This is a genomic window from Rhodococcus sp. UNC363MFTsu5.1, from assembly GCF_000686785.1.
Classification (GTDB): domain Bacteria; phylum Actinomycetota; class Actinomycetes; order Mycobacteriales; family Mycobacteriaceae; genus Rhodococcus_G; species Rhodococcus_G maanshanensis.
Window position 1 is genome coordinate 17,384 of the sequence record NZ_JMLO01000003.1, and the last position, 23,356, is coordinate 40,739.

The window sequence follows — 23,356 nt, forward strand, 5'->3', positions numbered from 1 at the left end:
TTGGGAGGCCTGATGGATCCGAGCGAGGTCGACTTCGCGCACACCGATGCGGCCGACCGGAAGCGACGCGAGAAGGCAACCGAACTGGCCCGGTTCGCCTGGGACCGGGGCATCACCGGCGCCGAGCTCCTCGAGCTGCCCGACGACCGGCTGCGCAAGCTCGCCAGGGCGGCGGGCGCGAACCCACCGAGCACCGGGGAGACCTGGACGGTGGCGGCGGAACTCCTCGACCAGAAGGCGACCTGGGCCGCCGCGAACCCCGACCACCCGCAGGCCACCCCCGCGCACGCCGACGAGAAGATCATGTGGGTCAAGCGGCCGATCCCGCCCTGGACCTAACCGAGCGAATAACGGGCGGTGCACTCCCCGACCGGCCTCGCCCGCAGGATCTCCCGCGCGCGCGACCGTGCATGGTTGTACTCGTACCACGCCGCGCCGTCGTCGACGTCCATCCCGATCAGCGCGCACGAGCGGGCCGGCTCGGGCAGCCGGTCGAGGGCGGGCACCGCATCGACGGACAGACTGCGCAGGTATTCGACATCGATGTCCCCGGTGTCGGCGTACCGCTGCGCGTTCCGCTCCGCGATGTAGCCGTCCGGGTTGAGCGCGGCGAAACCGAGCAACCCGACGGCCGCCGACGCCAAGACCGCCCGCGGCAGCCACCGCGCCGACAGGCGCACCCCCGCGACGATCAGCAGTACGAAGACCGCGCCCAGCCACAGCTCCGTCGCCATCACGCTCACCCGCAGCCGGGTGAAGCCGAACTCGCTCTCGTACAGCGACATCCGGTGTACCGCCGACGCGACGATCACGAGCGTGAGGACGCAGAGCACTCCCAGGAGCAGCCGGGCGTACAGCCGGTCCCCGGCGGCCTGCCGATCCACCTTCCTGACGGCGGCCGCGATGACGACAAGGGTGAGGACCGTGACCGCGGTGAGCTGCCAGAAGCCCTGCCGCGCATAGTCGGCGTAGGTCAGGTTGTCCGTGTCCTGCACGTGGCCGTCCCCACCGAACAGCACCCTCAGCTGCACCGCGACGAATCCGGCGAAAAGCAGGTCCAGCAGCCCCAGCGGCACCGCCCACTCCCACCGCGCGACCGGGCGACCGGGCCGGGGCGCCATGGCGTCGAACCGCGGGGTCCGCCGCCGCAGGTAGGCCGCCGCGAGTGCCGCGCCCATCACGAGGAATCCGAGGATCAGGCGGCCGACCGGATTCGTCACCCGGACGTCGGGAACCACCGCCCCGAACAGCTCGGCGAACTGCGGGTCGGCGCTGACGAACAGGGAACCGAACACCAGGACCAACACGGCGCTGATGGCCGCAACGGCGGCCACCCGGCCGGGTTTCACGCCCCGCCCGGTCCGCAACCGGGCGCGGCCGCGCCGCACCCACCCGGTCACCCGCACCGGGGTGAACCAGAGCGCGATCGACGCGAGCGCCAGCCCCGTCCACGTCCAGCCGCCGACCAGGGCCACCGATCCGACGAACCAGCTCGCCACCACGCACAACGTGATCAGCCACTCGGCGCCCCGCACCGCCGCCACGGCGAGCAGGGCGAGGGCACCGAGGACCGCACCGATCTGCAGCCGGGTCGGACGCGGACGAACGGTCGCGAACGCGGTCGCCGCCACCGCCGCTCCTGTCAGGAGATAGGCGATGCTCACCACCGTCACCTGCAGGATGAGGGAGGCGATGGCGCCGGCACCGAGCGCGAACGCCAGGGTCGCGCGCGGGGCCACGGATGTGTGGTCCGGCCGCCACATGCCACGCGGCCATTGCCATCTGCGGCCCACCCGCACCGTCTCGGGCCCTGGTCGTGCCGCGGTCGCCGCTGGGTCCATCGTCTCTGCGCTCATCTGGTCCTCCTGATCCGCACCCACCCGGCATCCGGGCAGGCGTCATCACGGGACCGGCCGGGAAGGCCGGACCCCCAAGGGAATTCGTTGCTGTGGTGCTAGGTCTGCGGAATCGACACCCGGATGCAGCAGCCAGGACCCGTGTCGAGGACCTCGATCCGGCCGTCGTGCAGTTCGACCGCCCAGCGGGCGATCGCGAGCCCGAGGCCGGTCCCGCCGTCCTGCGCGCCGCCGCGGGTGAAGCGCTCGAACACGCGGGACCGGTCCGCCACGGGGATGCCGGGACCGTCGTCGTGCACGTCCAGGATCAGCTGGCCTGAGTCCTGGTCGACTCGGACCCGAACCCGCACGGGGGCATCCGGCGAGCCGTGCTGTGCCGCATTGTCGAGGAGGTTGGCGATCACCTGGTGGAGTCGGGCCGTGTCCGCGACCGCGCGTAGCCCCACCGGCGTCACCTCCACCTCGGCAGGCAACGGACCACCGGGGCCGGAGGCCTGGCGGATCACCTCGTCCAGGAAGGGTTCGATCTCGAAGGTGTTGCGCCGCAACGGCACCGCGCCGCCCTCCAGCCTGGACAGATCCAGCAGATCCGCGACCAGGCTGCCCAGCCGTTCGGTCTGCGCGAGCGCCGACCGCATCGTCTGGTGATCGGGGGTCTCGACGCCGTCGACCACGTTCTCCAGCACCGCCTGCAGGGCCGCGATGGGGGTGCGCAGCTCGTGTGAGACGTTGCCGATCAGCTCACGGCGGTACCTGTCGTCGGCCTCGAGGTCCTCTGCCATCTGGTTGAACGCCGTCGCCAGCTGGCCGATCTCGTCCCGTGACGTCGAACGCACCCGTCGCGAATAGTCGCCGGTCGCCATCGCCCGCGCCGCTGCGGTCATCTCCCGCAGCGGCGAGGTCATGCCGTGTGCGAGCACCTGGGTCACCGAGAGTGCGGCGAGGAGGGCCGCGAGCAACGCGAACCGGAACTGCCACTGCGCGGTGATCCAGAAGGTCAGCGACGCGAGGAAGAGCGAGGCGACGACCAGCAGGCCGGTCTTGGCCTTGAAGGATCGCAACGGGTCCAGCGGTCGGGGCCAGTTCACCTCGGCACCTCCAGCGCGTAGCCGACGCCGTGCACGGTGCGGATCATGTCCCCGCCCAGCTTGCGGCGCAACGCCTTCACGTGGCTGTCGACGGTGCGGCTACTGGCCGACTCGCCCCAGCCCCACACCTCTTCGAGCAGCGTCTCGCGGGCGATCGCCGCGCGCGGCCGCAGGGCCAGGTGCGCCAGCAGATCGAACTCGGTCCTGGTCAGGTGAACCTCCTCGGCGCCGAGCCGGACCCGCCGAGCCGTGAGGTCGATCGTCACCGCCCCGACGGCGAGGGTCTCGGGCTGCTCCGGCACGGCGCGCTCGGCCCGGCGGAGCAGCGCGGCCACCCGAGCGACCAGGACCCGCATGCTGAAGGGTTTGCTCAGGTAGTCGTCCGCGCCGACCCCGAGCCCGATCACCATGTCCGTCTCGTCGGCGCGGGCGGTCAGCATCAGCACCGGAACCGGCCGGGCGGCCTGGATGCGCCTGCACACCTCGAGCCCGTCGAAGCCGGGCAGCATGACGTCCAGCACGACCGCGTCCGGGTCGAAGCTCGCGCACGCCGACACCGCACCCGGCCCGTCCGCGGCCGTCTCGACCTCGTATCCCTCCGCGCGCAGCCGCGCGGCGATCGACTCGGAGATCGTGCGTTCGTCGTCGACGACGAGCACTCTTCGCTGGGTCATGCATTCGACTGTATGGGCCGGGTGTGGGGATGCCCGGCAGGAGTTGTGAAGGTTGTGTGCAGGTTTCTCAGCGACTCGGCTCAGCCGCGCTTGTGCGAGTAGACCGCCAGCCGCACCCGGTTGTCGCAGCCGGTCTTGTCCATCAGGTTGGCGATGTGGGTCTTCACGGTCGTCACCCCGAGGTGCAGCCTGTCGGCGATCTCCTGGTTGCTCAGCCCGTCACCGACGAGGGCCAGCACCTCCTGCTCGCGGACCGTCAGCGCGACCCCGGCGTCTCCGGCCGGCTGGGGACCGGTGTCGAGCGCGCGGTCGACCAGGCGTCGCAACAACGCGGGCGAGAACAGCATGTCGCCGTCGACGATCCGGTGGATCGCGCTCAACAGATCGGTTGGCGCGGTGTCCTTGACCAGGAAGCCCGCTGCCCCTGCCGCCAGCGCGGGATAGAGGTGATCGTCGTCGTCGAAGGTGGTGAGCACCAACACCTTCGACTGCGGCCGCGACCCCAGGATCTGGCGGGTCGCCTCGATGCCGTCGAGTCCCGGCATCCGCAGGTCCATCAGGATCAGGTCCGGCGCCAACTCGGCGGCCAGCCGGACCGCCTCCACCCCGTTCGACGCCTCGCCGACCACCTCGAGGTCCTCGGTCGACTCGCACAGCATCCGCAACCCGGCCCTTACCAGGCGCTGGTCGTCGACGATCAGCAGTCGGATCACTTCTCCCCCTCCCCTGCGGTGACCGAGACGCCGGGGAGCCAGGCATCGACCTCCCACCCCCGTTCAGTTGGACCGACGTCGAGGGTGCCGCCGACGAGTTCGACGCGCTCGCCCATCCCGATGATCCCGTGCCCGGCCGGATTCGGCGCGCCCGCGCCGTGGCCGGAATCGGTGACGCGGACCGCGATGCCCGCGCTGCGGCGTGCCACCGTCACCGCGACCGTCCCGCCCGGGTCCACGTGCTTCATGACGTTGGTCAGCGATTCCTGCACCACCCGCAGCAGGGTGAGCCTGCCGATGGCGTCCAGCCCGCCGAGGTCCCTGTCCACCTCCGAGGTCACCGTGAACCCCGCCGCCCTTGTGCGTTCGATCGCGGCCTCGATCTCCGTCGGCACCGCGTCCGACTCGACGAGCGCGACCTCTCCGAGCGCCGGATCCCGCAGCGCCACCAGCAGCCTGCGGATGTCGGCGAGCGCATCGGAGGCCGTCGCGTGCACATCGTCGAGCACGCCGTGCACGCGCGGATCCGCATCCGCGAGCACGTGCCGCGCGACCCCGATTCGCAGCACGATCGATGCCATGTGGTGCGCGACGAGGTCGTGGAGCTCCCTCGCCAGCGCGCTGCGTTCGGCGGCCCTGGCGTGGAGTTCGGCTTCGGCCCTTCGTGATTCGGCCGCCGCGGCCTGCGCCCGGTAGGTCACCGCCAGGTCCCGCTGCGCTCGCAGGTACAGCCCGAGCAGCAGCGGCAGGCCCACGTAGGCCACCGTCGAGACCGCGGTCGCCGGACGCCAGAAGTCCGTATGGCTGTCGGCCCAGATCCCGGCGAGCACCGCCCCGGTCCAGCAGGCGGTCGCCGTGACCACCTGCCAGGTCCGATGCGTGCGCATCGCGACCTCGGCCAGCGACACCGCCCCCAGGTACGGGACCAGCTCGGACAGCCCCCACGCGTCCGCGGCGAACAGCGGGACCGCCAGCGCGGACAGCACCACCGAGACGGGCAGCGGCCATCGGTCGCCCACCACGAAGATCGCGGCCGCGGCGACGGACAGCAGCCAGTAACCGGCCGGCACCTGGTACTCGCCGGGGAAGTCGCTCGCGAACAGCATCAGCGGCACCAGTACCAGGGGCGCACAGCGCACCAGTGGGCGCAGGTCGCGACGCGGTCGGATCTCGATCACCACTCAACGGTAGGTGAGCAGACGGAGGGTGACCTCCTACCTGGGGAGGAGGCCGTACACGCGTCGCGCGTTCGTCTCGAACAGCGCGGACCGGTCGGCGGCATCGAATTGCGCCGCCGCCGCTTGGTACCCGTCGTAGAGCCGGTCGAACTCGCCATACATGCGGTCCACCGGGAAATTGCTCGCGAACATCGCGCGCCCCGGACCGAAGACCTCCAGGCAGCGAAGCACCCACGGTCGCTGGACCGCCCCGTCCAGGGTGTGCAGCGCCATCCCCAGCCCCGAGATCTTGCACCACACGTTCGCGCGCGCACCGAGCAGACCGAGCGCGGCCGACCACTCGCCGAAATCCGATGCGGCGATGGGCCATCCGGCGTGCTCGAGCACCACGACCAGATCCTCGTAGCCGCGCAGCGCCTCGGCCCAGCCCGGCATGGAACGGGGATGCGCCACGAGGTCGAACACCAGTGAGTGTCGCCGCAGGTAATCGAGCAGCGGCGCGGTCACCTCGGAGTCCGGGCGGAGCCCGCGCAGCACCCGGATCCCGCGGAAGAGCGGGCTGCGGCGCTGCGCGTCCAGGTCCGCCCGGATCGACGTCCAGCCCGCGGCGGGGTCGACGGTGCCGATCGCCGCCGCGGGCCAGCCGTCCGCGCGGGCGAGCTCCCCGACCCACTCGAGTTCGACGAGGTGGGTTCCGGTTCGGCTGACGGCGGAGACGTGCACGATCGCGCGCACCTCGTAGCCGGCGGAGTCGACGAGGTAGTCGGCCGCGGTGTAGTCGTGCGCCAACCGGCTCAGGTCACCGAGTGTGGAGGGCCTCGCGCCGTCCCGCTCCTGCATCAACGGATACCAGGGCCTGCTCGACGGCAGCCAGTGATGCACGTGCGGGTCGACGATCGCGGTGGCCGTGTTGTCCGCCATGCCCCCAGCCTGGTCGCGGAGGGTGTCACCGATCAAGCCCGCTCGCCGCGGACCGGGACGCCGGGCGGGTGACCGTGATCACTCTGACGAAATTCTCGACTTACTATCTTACTCCGGAGTAAGATAACGGGTGTCCACGACCGATCCACCGAGAAACTGGTGATCATGAGTAAGCAAGACAGCGTTGTGAGAGCTAACGGCGCCAAGCGTGAGCCCCGCGACACCTCCGCCATAGGCCTGAACCCGGTGAAGCGGGACGCGATGGGAGCAGCCATGCGGGTGCTCACCAAGATCACCGGCTCGGAGCTCGCCGAGAAGTACAACCTCCGCAAGCCGATCGACCGGGTCACCTACGAGGGCACCAAGACCGGTTTCAAGACGCTCGGCGCGGCCACCAGGACGTTCACCAAGGTCGCGGGCGGCGGCCAGCCGAAGCGCCTGCCCGCGGGCGAGGCCAAGCACGCCGACTACTTCGACCTCACCCCCAACGACGAGCAGAAGATGATCGTCGAGACGGTCCGCGAGTTCTCGGACGAGATCCTGCGCCCCGCCGCACACGACGCCGATGCCGCCGCCGCCTCGCCCGCCGACCTGGTCGCGCGCGCCGCGGAGCTCGGCATCACCCTCATCAACGTGCCCGAGGAGCTCGACGGCGCGGCCAGCGAGCGCGGCGCGGTCACCAACTCCCTCGTCGCCGAGGCGCTCGCGCACGGCGACATGGGCCTGGCGTTGCCGATCCTCGCGCCGAGCGGCGTCGCGGTCGCCCTCACCCAGTGGGGCACCGACAGCCAGCAGCAGACCTACCTCCCCGCCTTCACCGGCGAGAAGGTGCCGAACGCGGCCGTCGTGGTCAGCGAGCCCCGCGCCCTGTTCGACCCGTTCGCGTTGCAGACCAAGGCGGTTCGCTCGCCCAGCGGCTACAAGCTCAATGGCGTCAAGTCCTTCGTGCCCGCAGCCGCGGACTCCGAGCTGTTCCTCGTCGCGGCCGAGCTCGACGGCAAGCCGGCCTTCTTCATCGTCGAGTCCGACGCCAAGGGCCTCGTCGTGGAGGCGGACCCCAGCATGGGGCTGCGCGCGGCGGGCCTCGGCCGGCTGATCCTCACCGATGTCGCGGTGCCCGAGTCCGCGATCCTCGGTGACGGCGACGCCGCCCAGCGTGCCACCGACTACGCCAACGCCATCCGCCTCGCCCGCCTCGGCTGGGCCTCGATGGCGGTTGGCACCAGCCAGGCCGTGCTGGACTACGTGATCCCCTACGTCAACGAGCGCGAGGCGTTCGGCGAGCCCATCAGCCATCGCCAGGCGGTGGCCTTCATGGTCGCCAACATCGCGATCGAGCTCGACGGCATGCGCCTGGTCACCCTCCGTGGCGCCTCCCGCGCCGAGCAGGGGCTGTCCTTCGCGCGCGAGTCGGCGCTCGCCCGCAAGCTCGCCTCGGAGAAGGGCATGCAGATCGGCCTGGACGGCGTGCAGCTGCTCGGCGGCCACGGCTTCACCAAGGAGCACCCGGTCGAGCGCTGGTACCGCGACCTGCGAGCCATCGGCGTTGCCGAGGGCATCGTCCTCATCTGACGCCGCTGCTGTCCACTAGGAGACTTTGATGATCAACCTCGAACTTCCCAAGAAGCTCAAAGCCTCTGCGAACCAGGCGCACCAGGTCGCAGCGGAGATCTTCCGGCCCATTTCGCGCAAGTACGATCTGGCCGAGCACGAATACCCCGTGGAACTCGACACCATGGCCGCCATGATCGAGGGCCTCAACGACTCCGGCGGTGACGTCGGCGGCGCCGCCGGGGGCCGGTCGGACGCCTCCACCGAGCTGCTCGGCAACTCCAACGGCGGCAACATGGCCGCGCTGCTGAACGCGCTCGAGACCTCGTGGGGCGACGTCGGACTGATGCTCTCGATCCCCTACCAGGGACTGGGCAACGCGGCGATCGCTGCGGTGTCGACCGATGAGCAGCTCGAGCGCTTCGGCAAGGTCTGGGCCTCGATGGCCATCACCGAGCCCAGCTTCGGCTCCGACTCCGCCGCCGTGACCACCACCGCCGTCCTCGACGGCGACGAGTGGGTCCTCAACGGCGAGAAGATCTTCGTCACCGCGGGCGAACGCTCCACCCACATCGTGGTGTGGGCCTCGGTCGACAAGTCGAAGGGCCGCGCCGCAATCAAGTCGTTCGTGGTGCCTCGGGACGCCCCCGGCCTGTCCGTCGCGCGTCTCGAGCACAAGCTCGGCATCAAGGCGTCGGACACCGCCGTGCTGCTGCTGCAGGACTGCCGGATCCCCAAGGACAACATCCTCGGCAGCCCCGAGGTGAACGTGGAGCAGGGCTTCGCGGGCGTCATGCAGACCTTCGACAACACCCGCCCGCTGGTGGCCGCCATGGCCGTCGGCGTCGGTCGGGCCGCGCTCGAGGAACTGCGCGGCATCCTGGCCGAGGCGGGCGTCGAGGTCTCCTACGACACCCCCGCCTACAACCAGCACGCGGCGGCCGCCGAATTCCTCCGCCTCGAGGCGGACTGGGAGGCGGCCTACCTGCTGTCGCTGCGGGCCGCCTGGATGGCCGACAACAAGAAGCCGAACTCGCTCGAGGCCTCGATGTCCAAGGCGAAGGCGGGCCGCACCGGCACCGACGTCACGCTCAAGGCCGTCGAGTTGGCAGGCACCATCGGCTACTCGCAGCACACGCTCCTGGAGAAGTGGGGCCGCGACTCGAAGATCCTCGACATCTTCGAGGGCACCCAGCAGATCCAGCAGCTGATCGTGGCGCGGCGGGTGCTCGGCAAGTCGTCCGCCGAGCTCAAGTAGTCTGCACCGCAACAAGTTCTGCAGTTTGATCCGTCCCCGTCGCCTCGTCTGCGGCGGGGACGGATTCGTCTGCATCGGGCTCAGATTCTCGTTCGGTCCCGCACTGGTCCCGCATCAGCGCGGAGTCGACCGCCTTGCGGGTCCTTTCGTCCTCGCCTGGCCAGAGGTGGGCGTACACCTGCATCGTCGTCTCGGCGGACTCGTGACCCAGGCGCTCCTGCACCGTCTTGACCGATGCTCCTGAGTGGATCAGCGCGCTCGCGTAGAAGTGCCGGAGGCTGTGCCATGTGAACGCCGGATCCAACCCGATCCGGTTCCGCACGGCCCGGAACGAATGACCAACCGATCGGCGAGATCCTCGGCGTCACCTTTCTGCGAGCGAGCCAGTTGGTCAACTCGTAGATTCACCGTTCAGCGATCAGGAGCGCGTCCCCGCCAGTATGCGGGGGCGCGCTCTGGTGTCTCGTGGGACGAATCTGGGGGCAATTCGAGTAGTCCGTCACTCTATGGCGGCGCCGATCGCACAGAGAGGATGAAACTGCGGAACTCCCGCGAGTCAGTCAGTGCACATTGAGGGAGGTGATCCCATGGACGCCGAGATGGAACCTAGAACTGAGGAAGTTGCGGATTCGGATCCCGCACGGGCCCCGGGCGCTACTCAGGCATCAGCGGGCCGATCTGATGCCGACCTTGAACGAGACGTGAAGGCAGCTACCCGCAACGGTCGATATGCCCTAATTACTGCGTTGTGTGCCGCCGTGGTGTCCAGCGCGGTCGCGGCCGGATCGGCGATCTACAACACGCATAGTGAGCTGGACCGCAATGAAAATGTTGCGGCCGCCCAGGTCTTGCGGGCCGACCGGCAGAAGACCTACGTGGACTTCTACAACGCCGCATACAGCGCCCTTGCAACGTTTGGAGGTCTCAAAGCCGCCCTGATGCTAGATCCGCCCGATCGCGAACTAGTGAGGCGAGCTGCTGTCGAGGTTAATGAGCGGATGCAAGAGGCCGCGCGGGAAATTGGCTCCGTCTATCTGGTAGGTAGCGAGGAAGTGTCACCCACCGTCGCTAGATTCGCTAGTTCAATGAATGCCTTCATCTATGACCACCTGAAGCCGTTCCCCGACCAAGACGCCACCACTGCAGATGGGGTCGGGGGTGCCGACAAGGTGGCGATGCTGATCGACGATCCAACGTTGGTAGGCGCGATCGACCGGTGTACCGAAGAGCTACAAACGTCTTTCGCCGAATTTGTCGTTGTGGCGCGAGACGATCTGGGGGCTGGCTGAATTAGCGGTCTCGTACTGTCGTTGGCGGGCATCGAACCCGAGCTGTGGCTGTGCGCGTTGGTTCCGCTGCCGTCGCGCTCACCCAAGGGGAGCTGCGGTCAGGGTTCAGCGATCCAGGCGCGCCCCTGGACGACGAAACCCGAACCGGCTCGAGGCACAGTTCGGGTACGTCGCCACTCGATCAGGGGAATCACATCAGTGTGATTCGCGTGCCGGCATTGTCAGCCGGTCGGCTATCTCGCGGTCACGCAAGCTGGGGCATTGGCGTGGCAGCTGCACGCAGTCAGCCCTGGAACACCTCGTAGTCCAGCCAGTACTTCGCAGTATCGTCCGACCGGAAGTGCGCTCGGTGCCAGCCCTGCCCGAGTTCGTCCTTCCTGATCGTATGATCACCGAGACGATCATCTGGGTCTGGCGAGTCTTCTTCCATCAGGGTCACGAGGGCCGAATTGCTGCTCGGAAACAGTTTGAAGCAGTCAGTGTTCCTGGTTCGTCCGCCTTTCATTTTCCCGCTCCAGATGCGGTCGTCTCCGTTCCAATACAGGACGCATTCATCTCCATTCGACCCCAAGTCCTCGGTGTCATCGCAATGAAAAAGCGCGAAATGAACTTGAATGGCCACGGCCATCACCTTCTCCATCGACGTCGCAGATTGCTCTGCCCTGCCTGCAAATTATCGACCTGCCGTGAACAGGGCGGCACGCGTAGCTGACTACTCGAATCCGTTCATCTCAGGGTGCCGGGGGCGTTCGCTCGCTGCCCAGCGACTTCGAAGTCGCCGGGGGGGGAGGAGCAGTTCGGGTACGCCGCCACTCTGCCAAGCGAATCACATTATTGTGATTTGGATCCTGGCGTGTCGATCGCTACGTGCCCTTCACGTTGAGGATCTGGCGCAGCTCGTGCATGACCTCCACCAGATCGGCAGCGTCGGCCATCACCTGGTCGATGTCCTTGTATGCGTCCGGGATCTCATCTACCCACTCCTCGCCATGTCGATACTCAATGCCTTCCATCCGGTTGGCGAGATCGTTGGCGGTGAACCTCTTTCGGGCTTCGGTTCGGGAGAACCTGCGGCCAGCGCCGTGCGGGGCCGAGGACAGGCCGGGGCGGCTGCCCTTCCCGGACACGACATAAGACCGGGTGCCCATGCTGCCGGGGATGACGCCGCGGACGCCTTCGTGCGCGTTGATCGCCCCCTTCCTGGTGAGCCACACCTTCTCGCCGTAGTGCTCCTCCTGCTCGGTGTAATTGTGGTGGCAGTTGATCCGCTCGTCCTCCACTCACCTCGATGCCGATCCACTCGCCGAAGACGTGAACGAAGCGGTCCATCATCTCGGCGCGGTTCAGGTAGGCGAACCGCTGCGCCCACCTCAACTCGCGGATGTACTCCCAGAACTCGGGGATGCCCTCCGGGAGGTACGCAAGGTCACGGTTCGGCAGGTCAATATGCCATGTCGTGCACAGCTGCTGGGCAACCTTGATGTGCTTCTGCGCGATCTTGTTCCCGACACCGCGACTGCCCGAGTGCAGGAACAGCCACACCCGGTCGGCTTCGTCCAGGCACAACTCGATGAAGTGGTTTCCACCTCCGAGGGATCCGAGTTGCTCTCGCCACTTAGGGGAGTGGGTGAGGTCGACATTGTCCTTCTCTGCGCGAGCCTCAAGCTCGGCGATCTTCGACTCCGCATACCACTTTCCGAGGGCCTCGGTCAGGTTGTAGTTGCCGGGCGACAGCGGGATCGACTGCTCGATGGTCTGCCGGAGTTCGGCGAGTCCCCGGCCGTTGGCGTCGGCGTCAGCCTCTCAACCTGAGGGCGGGGCCTTTCGTCGTCTCCCCCTGATCCCGTCCGGAGGGTCGCCGCTCGCACCGGGATCGTGGGTTTTCCTGTCCAACAACAACGATGCAAATCGGCCACCTGAAACAAGACCGAACGGTACGTTCCCAGGGATTTGTTCATTCACAGATAGGACACCGTTACATGAAACGCACTACCCGGCTGCTCGCCGGTGCCCTCACCGCCCTGGCTCTGACTGTCGGGCTCACCGCCACGACGACAATGACAGCCGCAGCTGTCGGCACTGACGCAAGCCCGCGTGACTATAAGGCGTATGAACCGGGCCCAGTCCGCACCGCCTATCCCGGCATGTTCATCGATTTCACAGGCGACATGGCCCCTCACCCCACCGCCGCCAATACGTACAAGTACATGGGCAAGTTCTGCACCCTCGGTGTCGTCGGAACCGACGCGGCGGGCCGAAAAGTCGGAATCACCGCTGGCCACTGCAACGAAGCCCGCCTCAATCCCGACGGTACGAGGCCTGGGCAGTTCCTAAATGCAAAAAGGGAACCTTGTGAGAAGGACACGGCGGGCTGCATCCCCTACCCGGACTACCCTAAGCACCCCGGTGCCAACCCCGGAGTCGTCACGAACAACGATCATCCCGTTTTCGACCTGAACGCCGTCGCGTACAGCGCGCAGAACAACAAGCCGTTGGTGAACCCCATCGGATGGGTCCGCTTTGTGGACGAACATGGCCTCGATGCGAACGGCCAACAGAACATGGAGACCAAGACCGACTACATGGTCATCGAGTTCGCCCCGGACGTCCAGTTGTCGAGCCAGGTGAAGAACAAGGACGGCAATGCCGCTCGCCAAGCGGGTGGAGGTCTCTTCAAGGTCAATTCGATCTACAGTGGTGCCGGCGGGGCTCCTGCTCTGCCACCGCTCTCCGGTTTACTCTTTCCTGCCACCTGGATCGAAAACTACGCTGCACGCTCCGACCGCACCCCAAACACCGACTCGGTCGCAGTCAATCGCGGCATGGTGACAAACGTCAATAGTGGCTTGATACATTCCTATGCCGCAATCGACCATGGCGACTCCGGCGGGCCCGTCGTTATGAACGGAACCGGGAAGTGGGTCGGAATCAGCGCGGCTCAGGCGGGGTTCTTGGACTACGTGACCACCTCCGCTAAGAACATCCTCGACGACCTGAACCCGCGGGGCATCGTCGGCAGCGGTTTCACCATCACCAACAACTGACACCAGCCGCCATCAAGAGCCCCGCAGGATCGCACGTTGACCTGCGGGGCTCTTCGGCGCATCGGGAGTCTGGGTCGACTGTCCAACTAGGAGCGGGCCGGAGCTTCCGACTTGTATTGCGGGGCGGCTCGTGTTCGAACCGGCGGGTTCGTAACGTGCCGTAGGAGACCGTGGTGACTGGCTCGTGGGCTTCCTGCCACTCGACCGGCCGGAGGGTTGGCTCAAAGAGGGTTCTGCCTTCGCCACGGTCTCCGTCCGCAGCCTGGCTCAACACAGGAACGTCACCGGACCCGGTGACTGAAAGTCGGAATGCCGGCCGCGGATACCCCCATTCACTCGGCACGGAGGTTCGCATCGGTGATCGTGATCGGAATCGACCCGCACAAGTCCACCCACACCGCCACCGCGGTCGACTCCACAACGAACACCGATCTCGGCTCAATCCGGATCAACGCCTCGTTCGACGACTACGCCCAGCTGATGACGTGGTCGAAACAATGGCCAGACCGCATCTGGGCGGTCGAGAACGCCTCCGGACTCGGACACCACCTCACCCAATGGCTCATCAGCCGGGGAGAGGCCGTCGTTGACGTGCCATCGACCGCGACGGCACGGGTGCGCGAGCTCTCCCGCGGCGGCCGGCGCAAGAACGATCGTATCGACGCAGCCGCCGCCGCGTGTGTCGCGTTCAGCCAGGGCGACTTCCGGCCGGTCGCCCCGGAAGGACACACCGACGTGCTGCGGATCCTCGACGAACGCCGCACCGACCTGATCAAACAGAACGGCCGACTCGTCAACCAACTTCACGCCGTCTTGCGGGAACTGTTCCCCGGCGGGATGGAGCGGGACTTCGAGACCGAGGACGCCGCCACACAGCTCAAGCAACTGCGACCCGAGACCGCAGCAGACGCGATGCGCCAGAAGATCGGACTTGAGATTGTCGGTGACCTGCGACGAATCCGATTCCAGATCGACGACCTCACCACCCGCATCAAGACCGAACTTGCCGCCTGCGGCACCCAGCTACCGAAGATCCCCGGTGTCGGCACCGTGACCGCGGCCCGGATTCTCGCCCGCACCGGCAACCCCACCCGATTTGCCAACGAGGCGGCCTACGCCAGCTACACCGGCACCGCACCCGTCGAGGTCGCGAGCGCAGACAAGCAACGCCACCGGCTCTCACGCAGCGGAGACCGATCCCTGAACGCCGCCATCCACATCGTCGCCGTCACCCAGGCCCGAACACCCAGCAGCCCCGGATACGCCTACCACCAGCGGAAGATGGCCGAAGGCAAGACCTCCCGCGAGGCCATGCGTTGTCTGAAACGGCAGGTGGCAAAACGCCTATGGCGCACAATGTGCGACGACTTGGAACAACGCCTCGCAATGCCGTTGTCCGCGTAGCGACCTGCGTGCAGGAAGGCGGGTGGCCACGCTTGGGCGCACGGGGACTACACCTAGGTCGTGATTCATAAGTCAGTGACGCGGAGCAACTGGTTGATCGCGCCGAGCCGTATTGTGACTATGGCAGAGGATTTGGGTGGCAGGTGTCTTGATGCGATCCGATCAAGTGTCGGGCAGACCTCAGTTCATTCGTGCGGGACGATCCGCGCGACCCGGGTGAGCATGTCCAGGAAGAGCTTCCGCTCCTCTGTGCTCAGCACCTCGAGCAGTTCGTCGTTAGCTTCTCGTCCGAGGTCCGCGCAGCGTTTCACGACCTCGTGACCTTTTGTGGTGACGGACAGGATCTTCTTTCGGCCGTCGGTCGGGTCGGTGGTCCGCGTCACAAGTCGGTTGTCAACGAGGCCGGATACGACGGCGGTAAGGTCCTTGGGATCGAGCGCGACCGCGCGACCGAGTTCCGCCTGAGTGACAGGGCCGAGATCCACGAGCGCAGACAACGCGACGTGCTGCCACATTTTCATGCCCTCGGCGGCAAGTGCCTCGGCGACCAGCGCCCGCCCGCGAGACGCTGCGCGGCCAAGTAACCAGCTCGCCAAACCCACAATGCTGCTCGGTGCCGGCGGTCCTTCCTGCATATGGCCCTCATTCCGAAAAGTCGTTGGGATCCCAATGAACATCTGATATCGTTGGGATCCCAACGATATCAGGAGGCGGCGTGAGGCAGGTACGACATGTCGGGCCGGGAGCAGGCATGTCGGTTCTGGAGGGCGTTCCGATTCCGGCCCCGGGCGACACGGAGATCCTGATCGGCATCGAGGCGGCAGGGGTCACACTTCCTACGGTGCGCAAGACGATCGAAGGTTCCGGACCGGTGACTTTGGGCGGAGAGATCGCGGGCACCGTTCTCGCGATCGGCACGGAGGTAACCGGATTCCGCCGCGGTGACACGGTCACGGGACTCTGCTTCGGTGACTCATATGCCGAGGCGGCCTTGCTCGATGTATCGATGGCCAGTCCGGTCCCAGCTGGAGCCGACGCCGTCGATGCGGTGGCGTTGGTGCGCAGCGGACTCGTTGCCCGTGGAGCGCTGGACAGTGCCCGACTGCTGCCAGGGGATTCAGTATTGGTCACCGCTGCAGCCAGCGGGGTGGGGCACCTCGCGATTCAGCTTGCCAAGGCGAGCGGGGCAGATCACGTGATTGGAGCGGTGTCCCATCGAAGCAAACGCGACTTCGTTCGCGGCCTGGGCGCCGACGAGGTCAGGACATACAACGAACTGCGTGGGGTGAGCGTCGACGTCGTCCTCGATGGAGTCGGTGGCGACCTGCTAACCCCAGCCTTGGCGGCCTTGAATCCTGGTGGTCGATTGGTTGTCTACAGTTCTGGCGGAGGAATAATCTCGGCTTTCGACCTCTTGGTGGATGCGAAGTCGGCGGTCGGGTTCCAACTCGGCTACATTGCGCGTACCGATCCACAACGCTATACCGAGTGGCGAGATGGCTTGTGGACGTTGTTTTTCGATCGAGCTGTCACTCCGGCCGTGACGAAGTTTTCACTAGAGGATGCTCCGCTCGCCCACGAGTGCGTATTGTCGCGCCGCAATCTCGGGAAGGTCGTTATCATCCCCGGTCAATCGGCATCCGATCCCCGCTCAAGGTAGGCGGCGGTGCGGAGGCAGGCTTGAAACACCGGTCCTATAGCACCACCGCGGGCGGCCGCGGCCCGGCGCGCGGCTGCAACGTGACGCCCTGAATCCTCGATACGCAGCATTCGGTAGGGCTCGTTCTCGTGGGCGAGGCCGTCAGTCTCCTAACGCACCGGCGCTGGTGAGAAATGAAGCGACTCCGGCAGCTTACCGGCCCGCACCACGCCACGCAGGCATCGTTCGAACACGCCCGTACTTGACAGACACACAGGAATCCTCCTCCGGCCCGCGTGCCCGACCCTGACAACTATCGAACGGTTGTGCGAATAGTTCTAGGCTGAAAGTATGGCCGTGCACGTCGAGTCCGCGCCGACCCACTGCCCGAACGGGCACCGTCTCGGCCCGCGCCGGTGCCTCGTCGGCTGGGAACAGTGCGCGTGCGCCGACGCGCGCCGTGGTGGGCATCGAACCCACTTCTGCCGCACATGTGGAGTCATCATCCGGACGCCGCCGTGCGCCGGCGCGCAGCCGCAGCGGGATCGATGGGCGGACTAGGGCGTGTCTCCAACCGCAGTAGCAAGATCAAGCACGGTCAACACCAGCAGCCGCCGAACGACGAGGTGTGCTCGTCGGTCTCGATCGACTCCTCGCGCACCACGGTGGACCCGCCCCGCGGGTCGAAGTGCAGCACCGAGCTCACCGGGTCATGCCGGATCCACACGGCCACCGACAGCGGATGCCTCGGGCGGAAAATGTAGGAGACCAACTCGATCTCGCCCGGCTTCCCAAGGCTGCGGACATCGAACACCGCCGCCCGTATCCGCGGCCCCGACAGATCCGCCGCGGCGAACGCCGTCTCGCCCGCATGCAGGTCGGTGATCGAGTCCATGTCCTCCACCTCGCCGTCACGCACCCAGTAGAGGTGAAGCAGACCGTCGGCGGCGACGGCCTCGACGGAGATGAGGTTGGAGTAGACGTCCATTCGCCGAATCGGCAGCCCGCCGAGTTGGGCGCGCACCACGTCCAGTTCCGAGTCCAGTCGCGGCGAGGAGAACAGGTCCTCGAGCGACGTGCCACTCAACGCCCGGCTGATCCGACCCGGCGCGTCGACGGTTACGGCGATCACCGCACTGAACGCGACGGTGATCGCGACAGCAAGGGCCGCGATGTACTTCACCCGATAGGGCGGGCGAGGTGCGCCCGATTCGCATTCCATGCCGCTCACCTTCCGTCTCCCGCGTGTCGAGTCATCGTCTGCCACGGCCCGGTTGGCCGATGAGAAGGCGCTTCACGTCGGCATGAGGAAGGCCTCGCCGCCCGAGGGAGCGGCGAGGCCCTTGCCGCAGCTTGGGAGGTAACGGCGAGGCAGACAATAAGCGGCCCCGGCCGGGGCGCGCTCCGATACTCAGCGAACTCTCAGATAGCGGGTTGCGGGCCGCGAACGCCGATCTCTCCGAACTCCTTGCGGCCGCCGCGAGTGCAGGTGCAGCCTGGTTGCTGGGCCACGCGTGCGCGGCGCTAACCCTTCAGTCGTGCGCGCCTTTCGAGAGGCCGCCGGCGTACGTCACGGGCGTCGACGGCCTCGCCCATGAAACGGGCCCCGTCGATGTCGAGTCCGGCAGCGTGAACTGGTCGGTTGGTCCTGGGCGCGTCCAAAGTTTCGGTCCTCCATTCGGCGGGTAGCCGAGGGGGGTATCAACTGCACTCGACACGGAAGGCATGAATAGATGACTGCCACACCGATCCGATCGACAGATGATGTGATCCAGTTCCTGGTCGGCCAGCATGAACAGATCAAGGACCTATTCGAAGATGTCCTGGCTCGCTCTGGGAAGGCCCGCGAGAAGGCGTTCTTCGACTTGCGACGACTTCTCGCTATCCACGAAACGGCGGAGGAAGAGGTCATCCACCCTCGCGCTCGTCGCGAACTCGACAACGGCGAACCGCTCATCGAAGAGAGGCTGGAGGAGGAACACGAAGCCAAAGTGGCGTTGGCCGAGCTCGAGAAGCTCGACGTCGACTCCGACGAATTCACACGCAAGATCACCGAACTGCACGCCGCGGTCCTCAAGCACGCCGAGCATGAGGAGAACGAAGAGTTCGAACGCCTGCGCAAATCCCTCACCGACGAAGAGCTCGCCCGCATGGTCAGCTCGGTCGAGCTGGCCGAAGAGGTTGCGCCCACTCGGCCGCATCCCGGTGTTGAGTCGAAGGCCGGGAACCTGCTCGTCGGCCCGTTCGCGGCGATGCTCGATCGCGCCCGCGATGCCATCGACAGCCCGCACAAGTGAGTTGCGATGACGCCTCGACGATCGCGCGCCCATCTCGACCAAACCGACGGAGCCGGACCGACGAGCGGATCAGGCCGCGGCGGCACTCTGGGCACACCCACCAGCGACATCCGTGAGCGCCCGCCATCGTCCGATCAGGACGAGAACGAGGTCGTCAGCGGCTGCGGCGCCGCGCGGCCATCCGAGGACGAGGCGAAGCGGTGAACATCAACCTGGTCGAACTGCTACTGCTCCTGGCCGGCGGCTTCACGAGCGTGGTGCTAATACGCTCCCGATCACGCCATCCGAGGTATCGGCGCCCATCCGGAATGAGCTGGGGATAGCGCGCCGCGCCACTTGCGGTCAGGGGCAGCATGGGGCGCAGCCTGTTTCCTGGACCGCGCGTGCACAGCTTGGCCTCACTCCCCTCGCCCGCGCATGCCGGCGAGAGGTCGCCGGCGTGTCAGGACGCCGACGGCCTCGCCGGTAGATCGGGCCTCGAAGCCTGCCGTGCGCTGGGGATGCTGCCGAGCGGGACCGGTCGGCGGACTAGGTATCCGGCGCCCCTAGCCCTGTCGGTCGCCGAGCAGGTGGCCGAACCCCTTGTCATTGAGGCTCTTGGCCAGTTGGGCGGAGGGTTGGTTTGTGCTGAGCCATTCTCGGATTCCCTGCTCCTTCTGCCCGCGTGTCGCGCGCGCCAGGCCGAGCCGGTTGACCAACGTGCTCGCGAACTGCGGTTCGGGTCGCTTCGTACCCGGGGGGGTGAATATCGAGTCGTCCCACAGACGGTCGTTGCTCATCGGTGGCATCTCGAATCGCCTCCACATCGCTCGCACGAATCGGATTAAGACTCCCGTAGATCTGTCCGCGCGCCGCGGCCCGGCCGTTTCGCGTTCCATTCGTCGATCGTCGATGCCCGCCAGCCGCGAGTCTTCCCAATCCACGCATCCGGTTCGGGGAGCTTGTAGTGGCTGGCCGCCGAGCGGTCGATGCCGAGCCGCTCGGCGACCTCCGTGATCGACAGGAACCGTTCAGGCATGCCGAGCCCTGAACGCGACAACCGCAGTCCCGGCGGCCGCGACACCGAGCAGCGCCCAGTACGGCCACGGCTGACGCGTGACCGCCAGGGCGGCTACAGCGATACCGAACACGGTCAGGCTGGTTACGTCCTGCTTCCTCATGGGCTCCATCCTCTCTTGGTTGCGAGACCCTAGGGGTGGAACCGGGGCGCCTTCTACGCCCCGGTTCCGTTCTCTACTTGCGCGCTTTGGTCATCGCCGCAGCGCTGAGTCGTGGCGCTGCTCAGTCTCAGTGACACGAGATAGGCCCCGCCATTCGCTTACCTGATGACGGGGCCTAAGTCGTCTTAGTGCCCGTCATTTCGATGGGCCTGCTGGTGTTGCGTTCGTCAGGTGTATTCGGCCATCACCTTGTCGATGGTGCCGTTGAACGGGAATGGTGCGCGGTCGTAGTAGTCGCGGGATACCGGGGAGCCGAGGCAGGTGCCGATGTCGAGGCAGTCGTTCGCGGTGAACAGCAGCGGTGCGCTGACGGGCACCGTGGTCTTGTCCACGACCTGCCCGTCGACGCACATCCGAATGTTGAGTGGGCCGCCGGGGCGGGCTTCGGCGTACTCGGTGATCACCTCGATGGTGCGTTGGCCCGGCGGAATCGGTGTTGCCGAGCGCATCTTGGTGCGCTGCAAGATGAACAGGTTGTATTCGAAACAGAGGTAGCCCTCGTCGAGGTAGCAGGTCAGGCCCCCGCCCGCGCCGCCAAGTGCGTACAGCACTCCGTTGGCGTCGTCGGGGACGGTCAGCTCGATCGTCACCCGATTGTTCTTGTTCCCCAGTGCGGGGGCGCAGAATTCGGGCATCCGCGTGATGTCGCCGGAGAACTCCCAGCTTGTGTACGGGGTGGTGATCCGCTGCTCTGGGTGTATTGCTACCACCCAGAGACCGCCGCCTACGGGGAGCACGTTGTTCTTGGCTGCCTCGATCGCGAACAACTCTCGCAGCTGTGCGAGCTTGTCCGGGTGTTGTTGCGCGAGGTCTCGGTTCTGGGTCCAGTCCTCATCGAGGTTGTACAGCTCCCAGGTGTCGTCGTCGGGGCTCCAGTCGCGGATGCCGCCGGGCACGCCCTGCAACCAAGGAGCACGCGGTCCGAACGCCGAGGCCATCCAGCCGTCGTGGTAGATCGACCGGCTGCCCATGATCTCGAAGTACTGGGTGAGTTTGCCCGCTTTGGCGTCGCGGTCGACGAGGGTCTTCGCGAAGCTGGCGCCGTCGATCGGGTCCTGGGGGATCCCGTTGACGGTGCGCGGCGGGGTGATGCCGAGCAGGTCGTAGAAGGTGGGTACCAGGTCGTTGCAGTGCAGGAACTGGGTACGGGGTGTGGGGTCGGGGGTGATCTTGGCCGGCCACCGGATGAGCATGGGGTTCCGGGTGCCTCCGAGGTGGGAGGCCAGCAGCTTCATACCCTTGTACGGTGTGCTGCCCGCCCAGGCCCATCCGGCGTGGTACATGTTGTCGGTCTTCGGGGAACCGAGTACGTCGAGTCCGCCGAGTTCGTCGAGGGCGGCGATGTGCTGAGCCGTTGTCGTCGGGATCCCGTTCTGAGCGAGCAGTTCGCTGATGGTGCCGTCCTGGCCCTCTCCGGACGAGCCGTTGTCACCCCAGATGTAGAGGACGAGGGTGTTGTCGCGGTAGCCCAACTCGTCCAGTTCGTCGAACAGCCTGCCGATCTGGACGTCGCAGTGCTCGGCGTACCCGGCGGCGACCTCCATGAGCCTTCGCTGGAACGGCTTCTCTTCGTCGGGGATGTCGTCCCAGGCGGTCATGGTGGGGTCGCGGTCGGTCAGTTCCGCCTCCGGAGGGATCCAGCCCTTGTCCTTGGCCCGGGTGAAGACCCGCTCGCGGTAGGCGTCCCAACCGTCGTCGAACTTGCCCGCGTACTTGTCAGCCCACGGCTTCATGATGTGGTGCGGGCCGTGCATGCAGCCGCTGGCCCAGTACATGAAGAACGGCTTGTCCGCCTCGAACGCCTTGTGCTTGCGCAGCCAACCGATCGCGTCGTCGGCGAGGTCTTCGCTGAGGTGATAGCCCTCCTCGGGAGTCTTCGGGGGCAGCACGACGGTGGTGTTGCGGACCAGGTTCGGTTCGTACTGGGACGCCTCACCGGCGAGGAACCCGTAGAAGTAGTCGAAGCCGACTCCGGTAGGCCAGTTGTCGAACGGCCCGGCGGCAGTGGTCTCCTCGGCCGGAGTGTTGTGCCATTTGCCGAACGCGGCAGTGCTGTACCCGTATTGGCGCAGCACTTCGGCGCCGGTCGCGCTCGACTTCGGGATGTGGCCGGAGTAGCCGTCCCAGTCGTTGGCGAGTTCGGCGATCTGGCCGTTGCCGACGCGGTGATGGTTGCGGCCGGTCAGCAGCGATGCGCGGGTCGGTGAGCACATCGCGGTGGTGTGGAAACGGTTGTAGCCGATCCCTTCACCAATCATCCGGTCGAGAGTCGGGGTGTTCACCTCGCCGCCGAAACCGCTCGGAAGGCCGGGGCCGGCGTCATCAACGAGAACGACGACGATGTTCGGCGCATCGGCGGGAAGACGGCGGGTCTTCGGGCGCGGGCTGTACACCGACTCCTGCATCGTGCGGCCGGCGATGCTCCCCGACGGTGTCGGGGGAAATGGGAGCGTGTCGCCCCCCGGAATCGGATTCGCGATAATGCCCATCAGCTCTGACATCCTTCCCGTGATCTCGGACCAGTTGGTGCGGCGCCGCTCCGAACTCGTGGTGGTCGGGCCCTCATTTCCGATCTCAGCAGATCACGCACAACATGGTGTCGGGGTCACCCTTTGAGGGGGAAATCGAGCGAGGCACTTTCAATCAGCTGAATGGAGCTGTATCGCGCCGGCTGCGAAGCGCAGCATCATCGATGTGGCATTGGGACCACCCTCGTGTAGGTCGCCGGCGTGTCAGGACGCCGACGGCCTCGCCCGTAGAACGGCCGCCGTGCGTCGGGCCGCGGCCGCAAGGCGCGCGGTGAAACGCCCGACTAGTGCTTAGGATCCGTCAACGAGAACGCTGCCGCACGCCGTTACGGCGAGTGCAACAGCCCGCGACTCAGTCCGCGTCACCGCGGTTGAGTCGCCGGGCCAGATTGCGCACCCGCTCGTCTCGCCGTTCTAGGCGGGCCTCGTCGGTCGTGTCGTCTCCAGGCCACTTCACCCACCATGCCGCGGCCATGACAAGCAGGCCGAGGCCCATGATCCACACGCTCTGAGTTGCCGCACCACCGACGAACAGAATCAGGGCGCCGACCATCCCGACGAAGGTCTTTGGCTTCATATCCGTATCACTACCAGATGATCTGGCGCGAAGGCAGGACTGGAGCCTTGACTCACGAAGAACAAGGGATTCGCTTTGTCGGTCGGGCCACGGACAAGACCGCTGAGTGCCGTCACATT

22 protein-coding genes and 2 pseudogenes are annotated in these 23,356 nt (G+C 66.6%); 8 read left to right on the top strand and 16 right to left on the bottom strand.

Annotated features, from left to right (window positions below; all coding sequences use genetic code 11):
* Positions 1-12 precede the first annotated feature (12 nt).
* Positions 13-339: a hypothetical protein gene (locus BR31_RS0105505; protein WP_027500086.1), complete on the top strand. Its 327-nt coding sequence runs from the start codon at positions 13-15 to the stop codon at positions 337-339.
* On the opposite strand, the gene BR31_RS0105510 is transcribed toward BR31_RS0105505, so the two are convergent.
* From BR31_RS0105510 to BR31_RS27530, 6 genes are all read right to left on the bottom strand, one after another.
* A complete protein-coding gene (locus BR31_RS0105510) occupies positions 336-1,856 on the bottom strand; it encodes a DUF4153 domain-containing protein (RefSeq protein WP_081830349.1) in 1,521 nt (506 codons plus the stop codon). The genes BR31_RS0105505 and BR31_RS0105510 overlap by 4 nt on opposite strands.
* 98 nt (positions 1,857-1,954) lie before the next feature.
* Positions 1,955-2,944 carry a HAMP domain-containing sensor histidine kinase gene (locus tag BR31_RS0105515; RefSeq protein WP_027500088.1) on the bottom strand — a complete coding sequence of 330 codons (990 nt, stop codon included), beginning with the start codon at positions 2,942-2,944 and terminating at the stop codon, positions 1,955-1,957.
* On the bottom strand, positions 2,941-3,618 hold the full coding sequence (locus BR31_RS0105520) for a response regulator transcription factor (RefSeq protein WP_027500089.1): 678 nt from the start codon (positions 3,616-3,618) through the stop codon (positions 2,941-2,943). The genes BR31_RS0105515 and BR31_RS0105520 overlap by 4 nt, the downstream gene beginning before the upstream one ends.
* Positions 3,619-3,698: 80 nt before the next feature.
* Complete coding sequence (locus BR31_RS0105525) at positions 3,699-4,331, bottom strand: response regulator (RefSeq protein WP_027500090.1); 633 nt, start codon at positions 4,329-4,331, stop codon at positions 3,699-3,701.
* The gene (locus BR31_RS0105530) at positions 4,328-5,509 is read right to left on the bottom strand and encodes a sensor histidine kinase (RefSeq protein ID WP_037175754.1); all 1,182 of its coding nucleotides are present in this window, start codon (positions 5,507-5,509) and stop codon (positions 4,328-4,330) included. The genes BR31_RS0105525 and BR31_RS0105530 overlap by 4 nt, the downstream gene beginning before the upstream one ends.
* Positions 5,510-5,545: 36 nt before the next feature.
* The gene (locus tag BR31_RS27530) at positions 5,546-6,430 is read right to left on the bottom strand and encodes an amidohydrolase family protein (RefSeq protein ID WP_051636996.1); all 885 of its coding nucleotides are present in this window, start codon (positions 6,428-6,430) and stop codon (positions 5,546-5,548) included.
* A 159-nt stretch (positions 6,431-6,589) separates the two neighbouring features.
* Between BR31_RS27530 and BR31_RS0105540 the strand changes: the two genes are divergently transcribed.
* Complete coding sequence (locus BR31_RS0105540) at positions 6,590-8,002, top strand: acyl-CoA dehydrogenase family protein (protein WP_027500092.1); 1,413 nt, start codon at positions 6,590-6,592, stop codon at positions 8,000-8,002.
* 28 nt (positions 8,003-8,030) lie between these two features.
* Positions 8,031-9,239 carry an acyl-CoA dehydrogenase family protein gene (locus BR31_RS0105545; RefSeq protein ID WP_027500093.1) on the top strand — a complete coding sequence of 403 codons (1,209 nt, stop codon included), beginning with the start codon at positions 8,031-8,033 and terminating at the stop codon, positions 9,237-9,239.
* Here the strand turns inward: BR31_RS0105545 and BR31_RS0105550 are convergent.
* A pseudogene (locus tag BR31_RS0105550) lies at positions 9,232-9,585 on the bottom strand (tyrosine-type recombinase/integrase); the annotation flags it as partial. The gene BR31_RS0105545 and the pseudogene BR31_RS0105550 sit on opposite strands and share 8 nt — an antisense overlap.
* Before the next feature lie 355 nt (positions 9,586-9,940).
* Between BR31_RS0105550 and BR31_RS0105555 the strand changes: the two are divergent.
* Positions 9,941-10,528, top strand: a complete 588-nt coding sequence (locus BR31_RS0105555; RefSeq protein ID WP_156042364.1) for a hypothetical protein — start codon at positions 9,941-9,943, stop codon at positions 10,526-10,528.
* A gap of 283 nt (positions 10,529-10,811) precedes the next feature.
* Here BR31_RS0105555 and BR31_RS0105560 read toward each other — a convergent pair whose 3' ends face one another.
* Positions 10,812-11,150, bottom strand: coding sequence for a hypothetical protein (locus tag BR31_RS0105560; protein WP_156042365.1), 339 nt, complete (start codon positions 11,148-11,150; stop codon positions 10,812-10,814).
* 241 nt (positions 11,151-11,391) lie between these two features.
* Positions 11,392-12,322: pseudogene (locus BR31_RS27535) on the bottom strand (RtcB family protein); the annotation flags it as partial.
* A 185-nt stretch (positions 12,323-12,507) separates the two neighbouring features.
* Between BR31_RS27535 and BR31_RS30465 the strand changes: the two are divergent.
* Both BR31_RS30465 and BR31_RS0105580 read left to right on the top strand, forming a co-directional pair.
* Positions 12,508-13,572: a hypothetical protein gene (locus BR31_RS30465; RefSeq protein ID WP_156042366.1), complete on the top strand. Its 1,065-nt coding sequence runs from the start codon at positions 12,508-12,510 to the stop codon at positions 13,570-13,572.
* Positions 13,573-13,929: 357 nt separating this feature from the next.
* On the top strand, positions 13,930-14,976 hold the full coding sequence (locus tag BR31_RS0105580) for an IS110 family RNA-guided transposase (RefSeq protein ID WP_027500099.1): 1,047 nt from the start codon (positions 13,930-13,932) through the stop codon (positions 14,974-14,976).
* Between the two features lie 185 nt (positions 14,977-15,161).
* On the opposite strand, the gene BR31_RS0105585 is transcribed toward BR31_RS0105580, so the two are convergent.
* Positions 15,162-15,653, bottom strand: a complete 492-nt coding sequence (locus tag BR31_RS0105585) for a MarR family winged helix-turn-helix transcriptional regulator (RefSeq protein WP_197023560.1) — start codon at positions 15,651-15,653, stop codon at positions 15,162-15,164.
* Between the two features lie 74 nt (positions 15,654-15,727).
* Between BR31_RS0105585 and BR31_RS0105590 the strand changes: the two genes are divergently transcribed.
* Positions 15,728-16,636 (top strand): quinone oxidoreductase family protein, encoded by a 909-nt coding sequence (locus BR31_RS0105590; RefSeq protein WP_231496390.1) that lies wholly within the window; start codon positions 15,728-15,730, stop codon positions 16,634-16,636.
* 577 nt (positions 16,637-17,213) lie between these two features.
* Here BR31_RS0105590 and BR31_RS0105595 read toward each other — a convergent pair.
* Complete coding sequence (locus BR31_RS0105595) at positions 17,214-17,837, bottom strand: hypothetical protein (protein WP_156042367.1); 624 nt, start codon at positions 17,835-17,837, stop codon at positions 17,214-17,216.
* A gap of 511 nt (positions 17,838-18,348) precedes the next feature.
* Here BR31_RS0105595 and BR31_RS0105600 point away from each other — a divergent pair.
* Complete coding sequence (locus BR31_RS0105600; protein ID WP_027500103.1) at positions 18,349-18,912, top strand: hemerythrin domain-containing protein; 564 nt, start codon at positions 18,349-18,351, stop codon at positions 18,910-18,912.
* A gap of 545 nt (positions 18,913-19,457) precedes the next feature.
* Here the strand turns inward: BR31_RS0105600 and BR31_RS0105605 are convergent.
* From BR31_RS0105605 to BR31_RS0105625, 5 genes are all read right to left on the bottom strand, one after another.
* On the bottom strand, positions 19,458-19,691 hold the full coding sequence (locus BR31_RS0105605; protein WP_156042368.1) for a hypothetical protein: 234 nt from the start codon (positions 19,689-19,691) through the stop codon (positions 19,458-19,460).
* Between the two features lie 44 nt (positions 19,692-19,735).
* On the bottom strand, positions 19,736-19,930 hold the full coding sequence (locus tag BR31_RS0105610; protein WP_027500105.1) for a helix-turn-helix transcriptional regulator: 195 nt from the start codon (positions 19,928-19,930) through the stop codon (positions 19,736-19,738).
* Positions 19,923-20,072 (bottom strand): hypothetical protein, encoded by a 150-nt coding sequence (locus BR31_RS31395; RefSeq protein WP_156042369.1) that lies wholly within the window; start codon positions 20,070-20,072, stop codon positions 19,923-19,925. Before BR31_RS31395 ends, BR31_RS0105610 begins: the two co-directional genes overlap by 8 nt.
* Before the next feature lie 227 nt (positions 20,073-20,299).
* Positions 20,300-22,621, bottom strand: coding sequence for an arylsulfatase (locus tag BR31_RS0105620; protein ID WP_231496391.1), 2,322 nt, complete (start codon positions 22,619-22,621; stop codon positions 20,300-20,302).
* Between the two features lie 391 nt (positions 22,622-23,012).
* The gene (locus tag BR31_RS0105625) at positions 23,013-23,237 is read right to left on the bottom strand and encodes a hypothetical protein (protein WP_027500107.1); all 225 of its coding nucleotides are present in this window, start codon (positions 23,235-23,237) and stop codon (positions 23,013-23,015) included.
* Between the last annotated feature and the right edge of the window lie 119 nt (positions 23,238-23,356).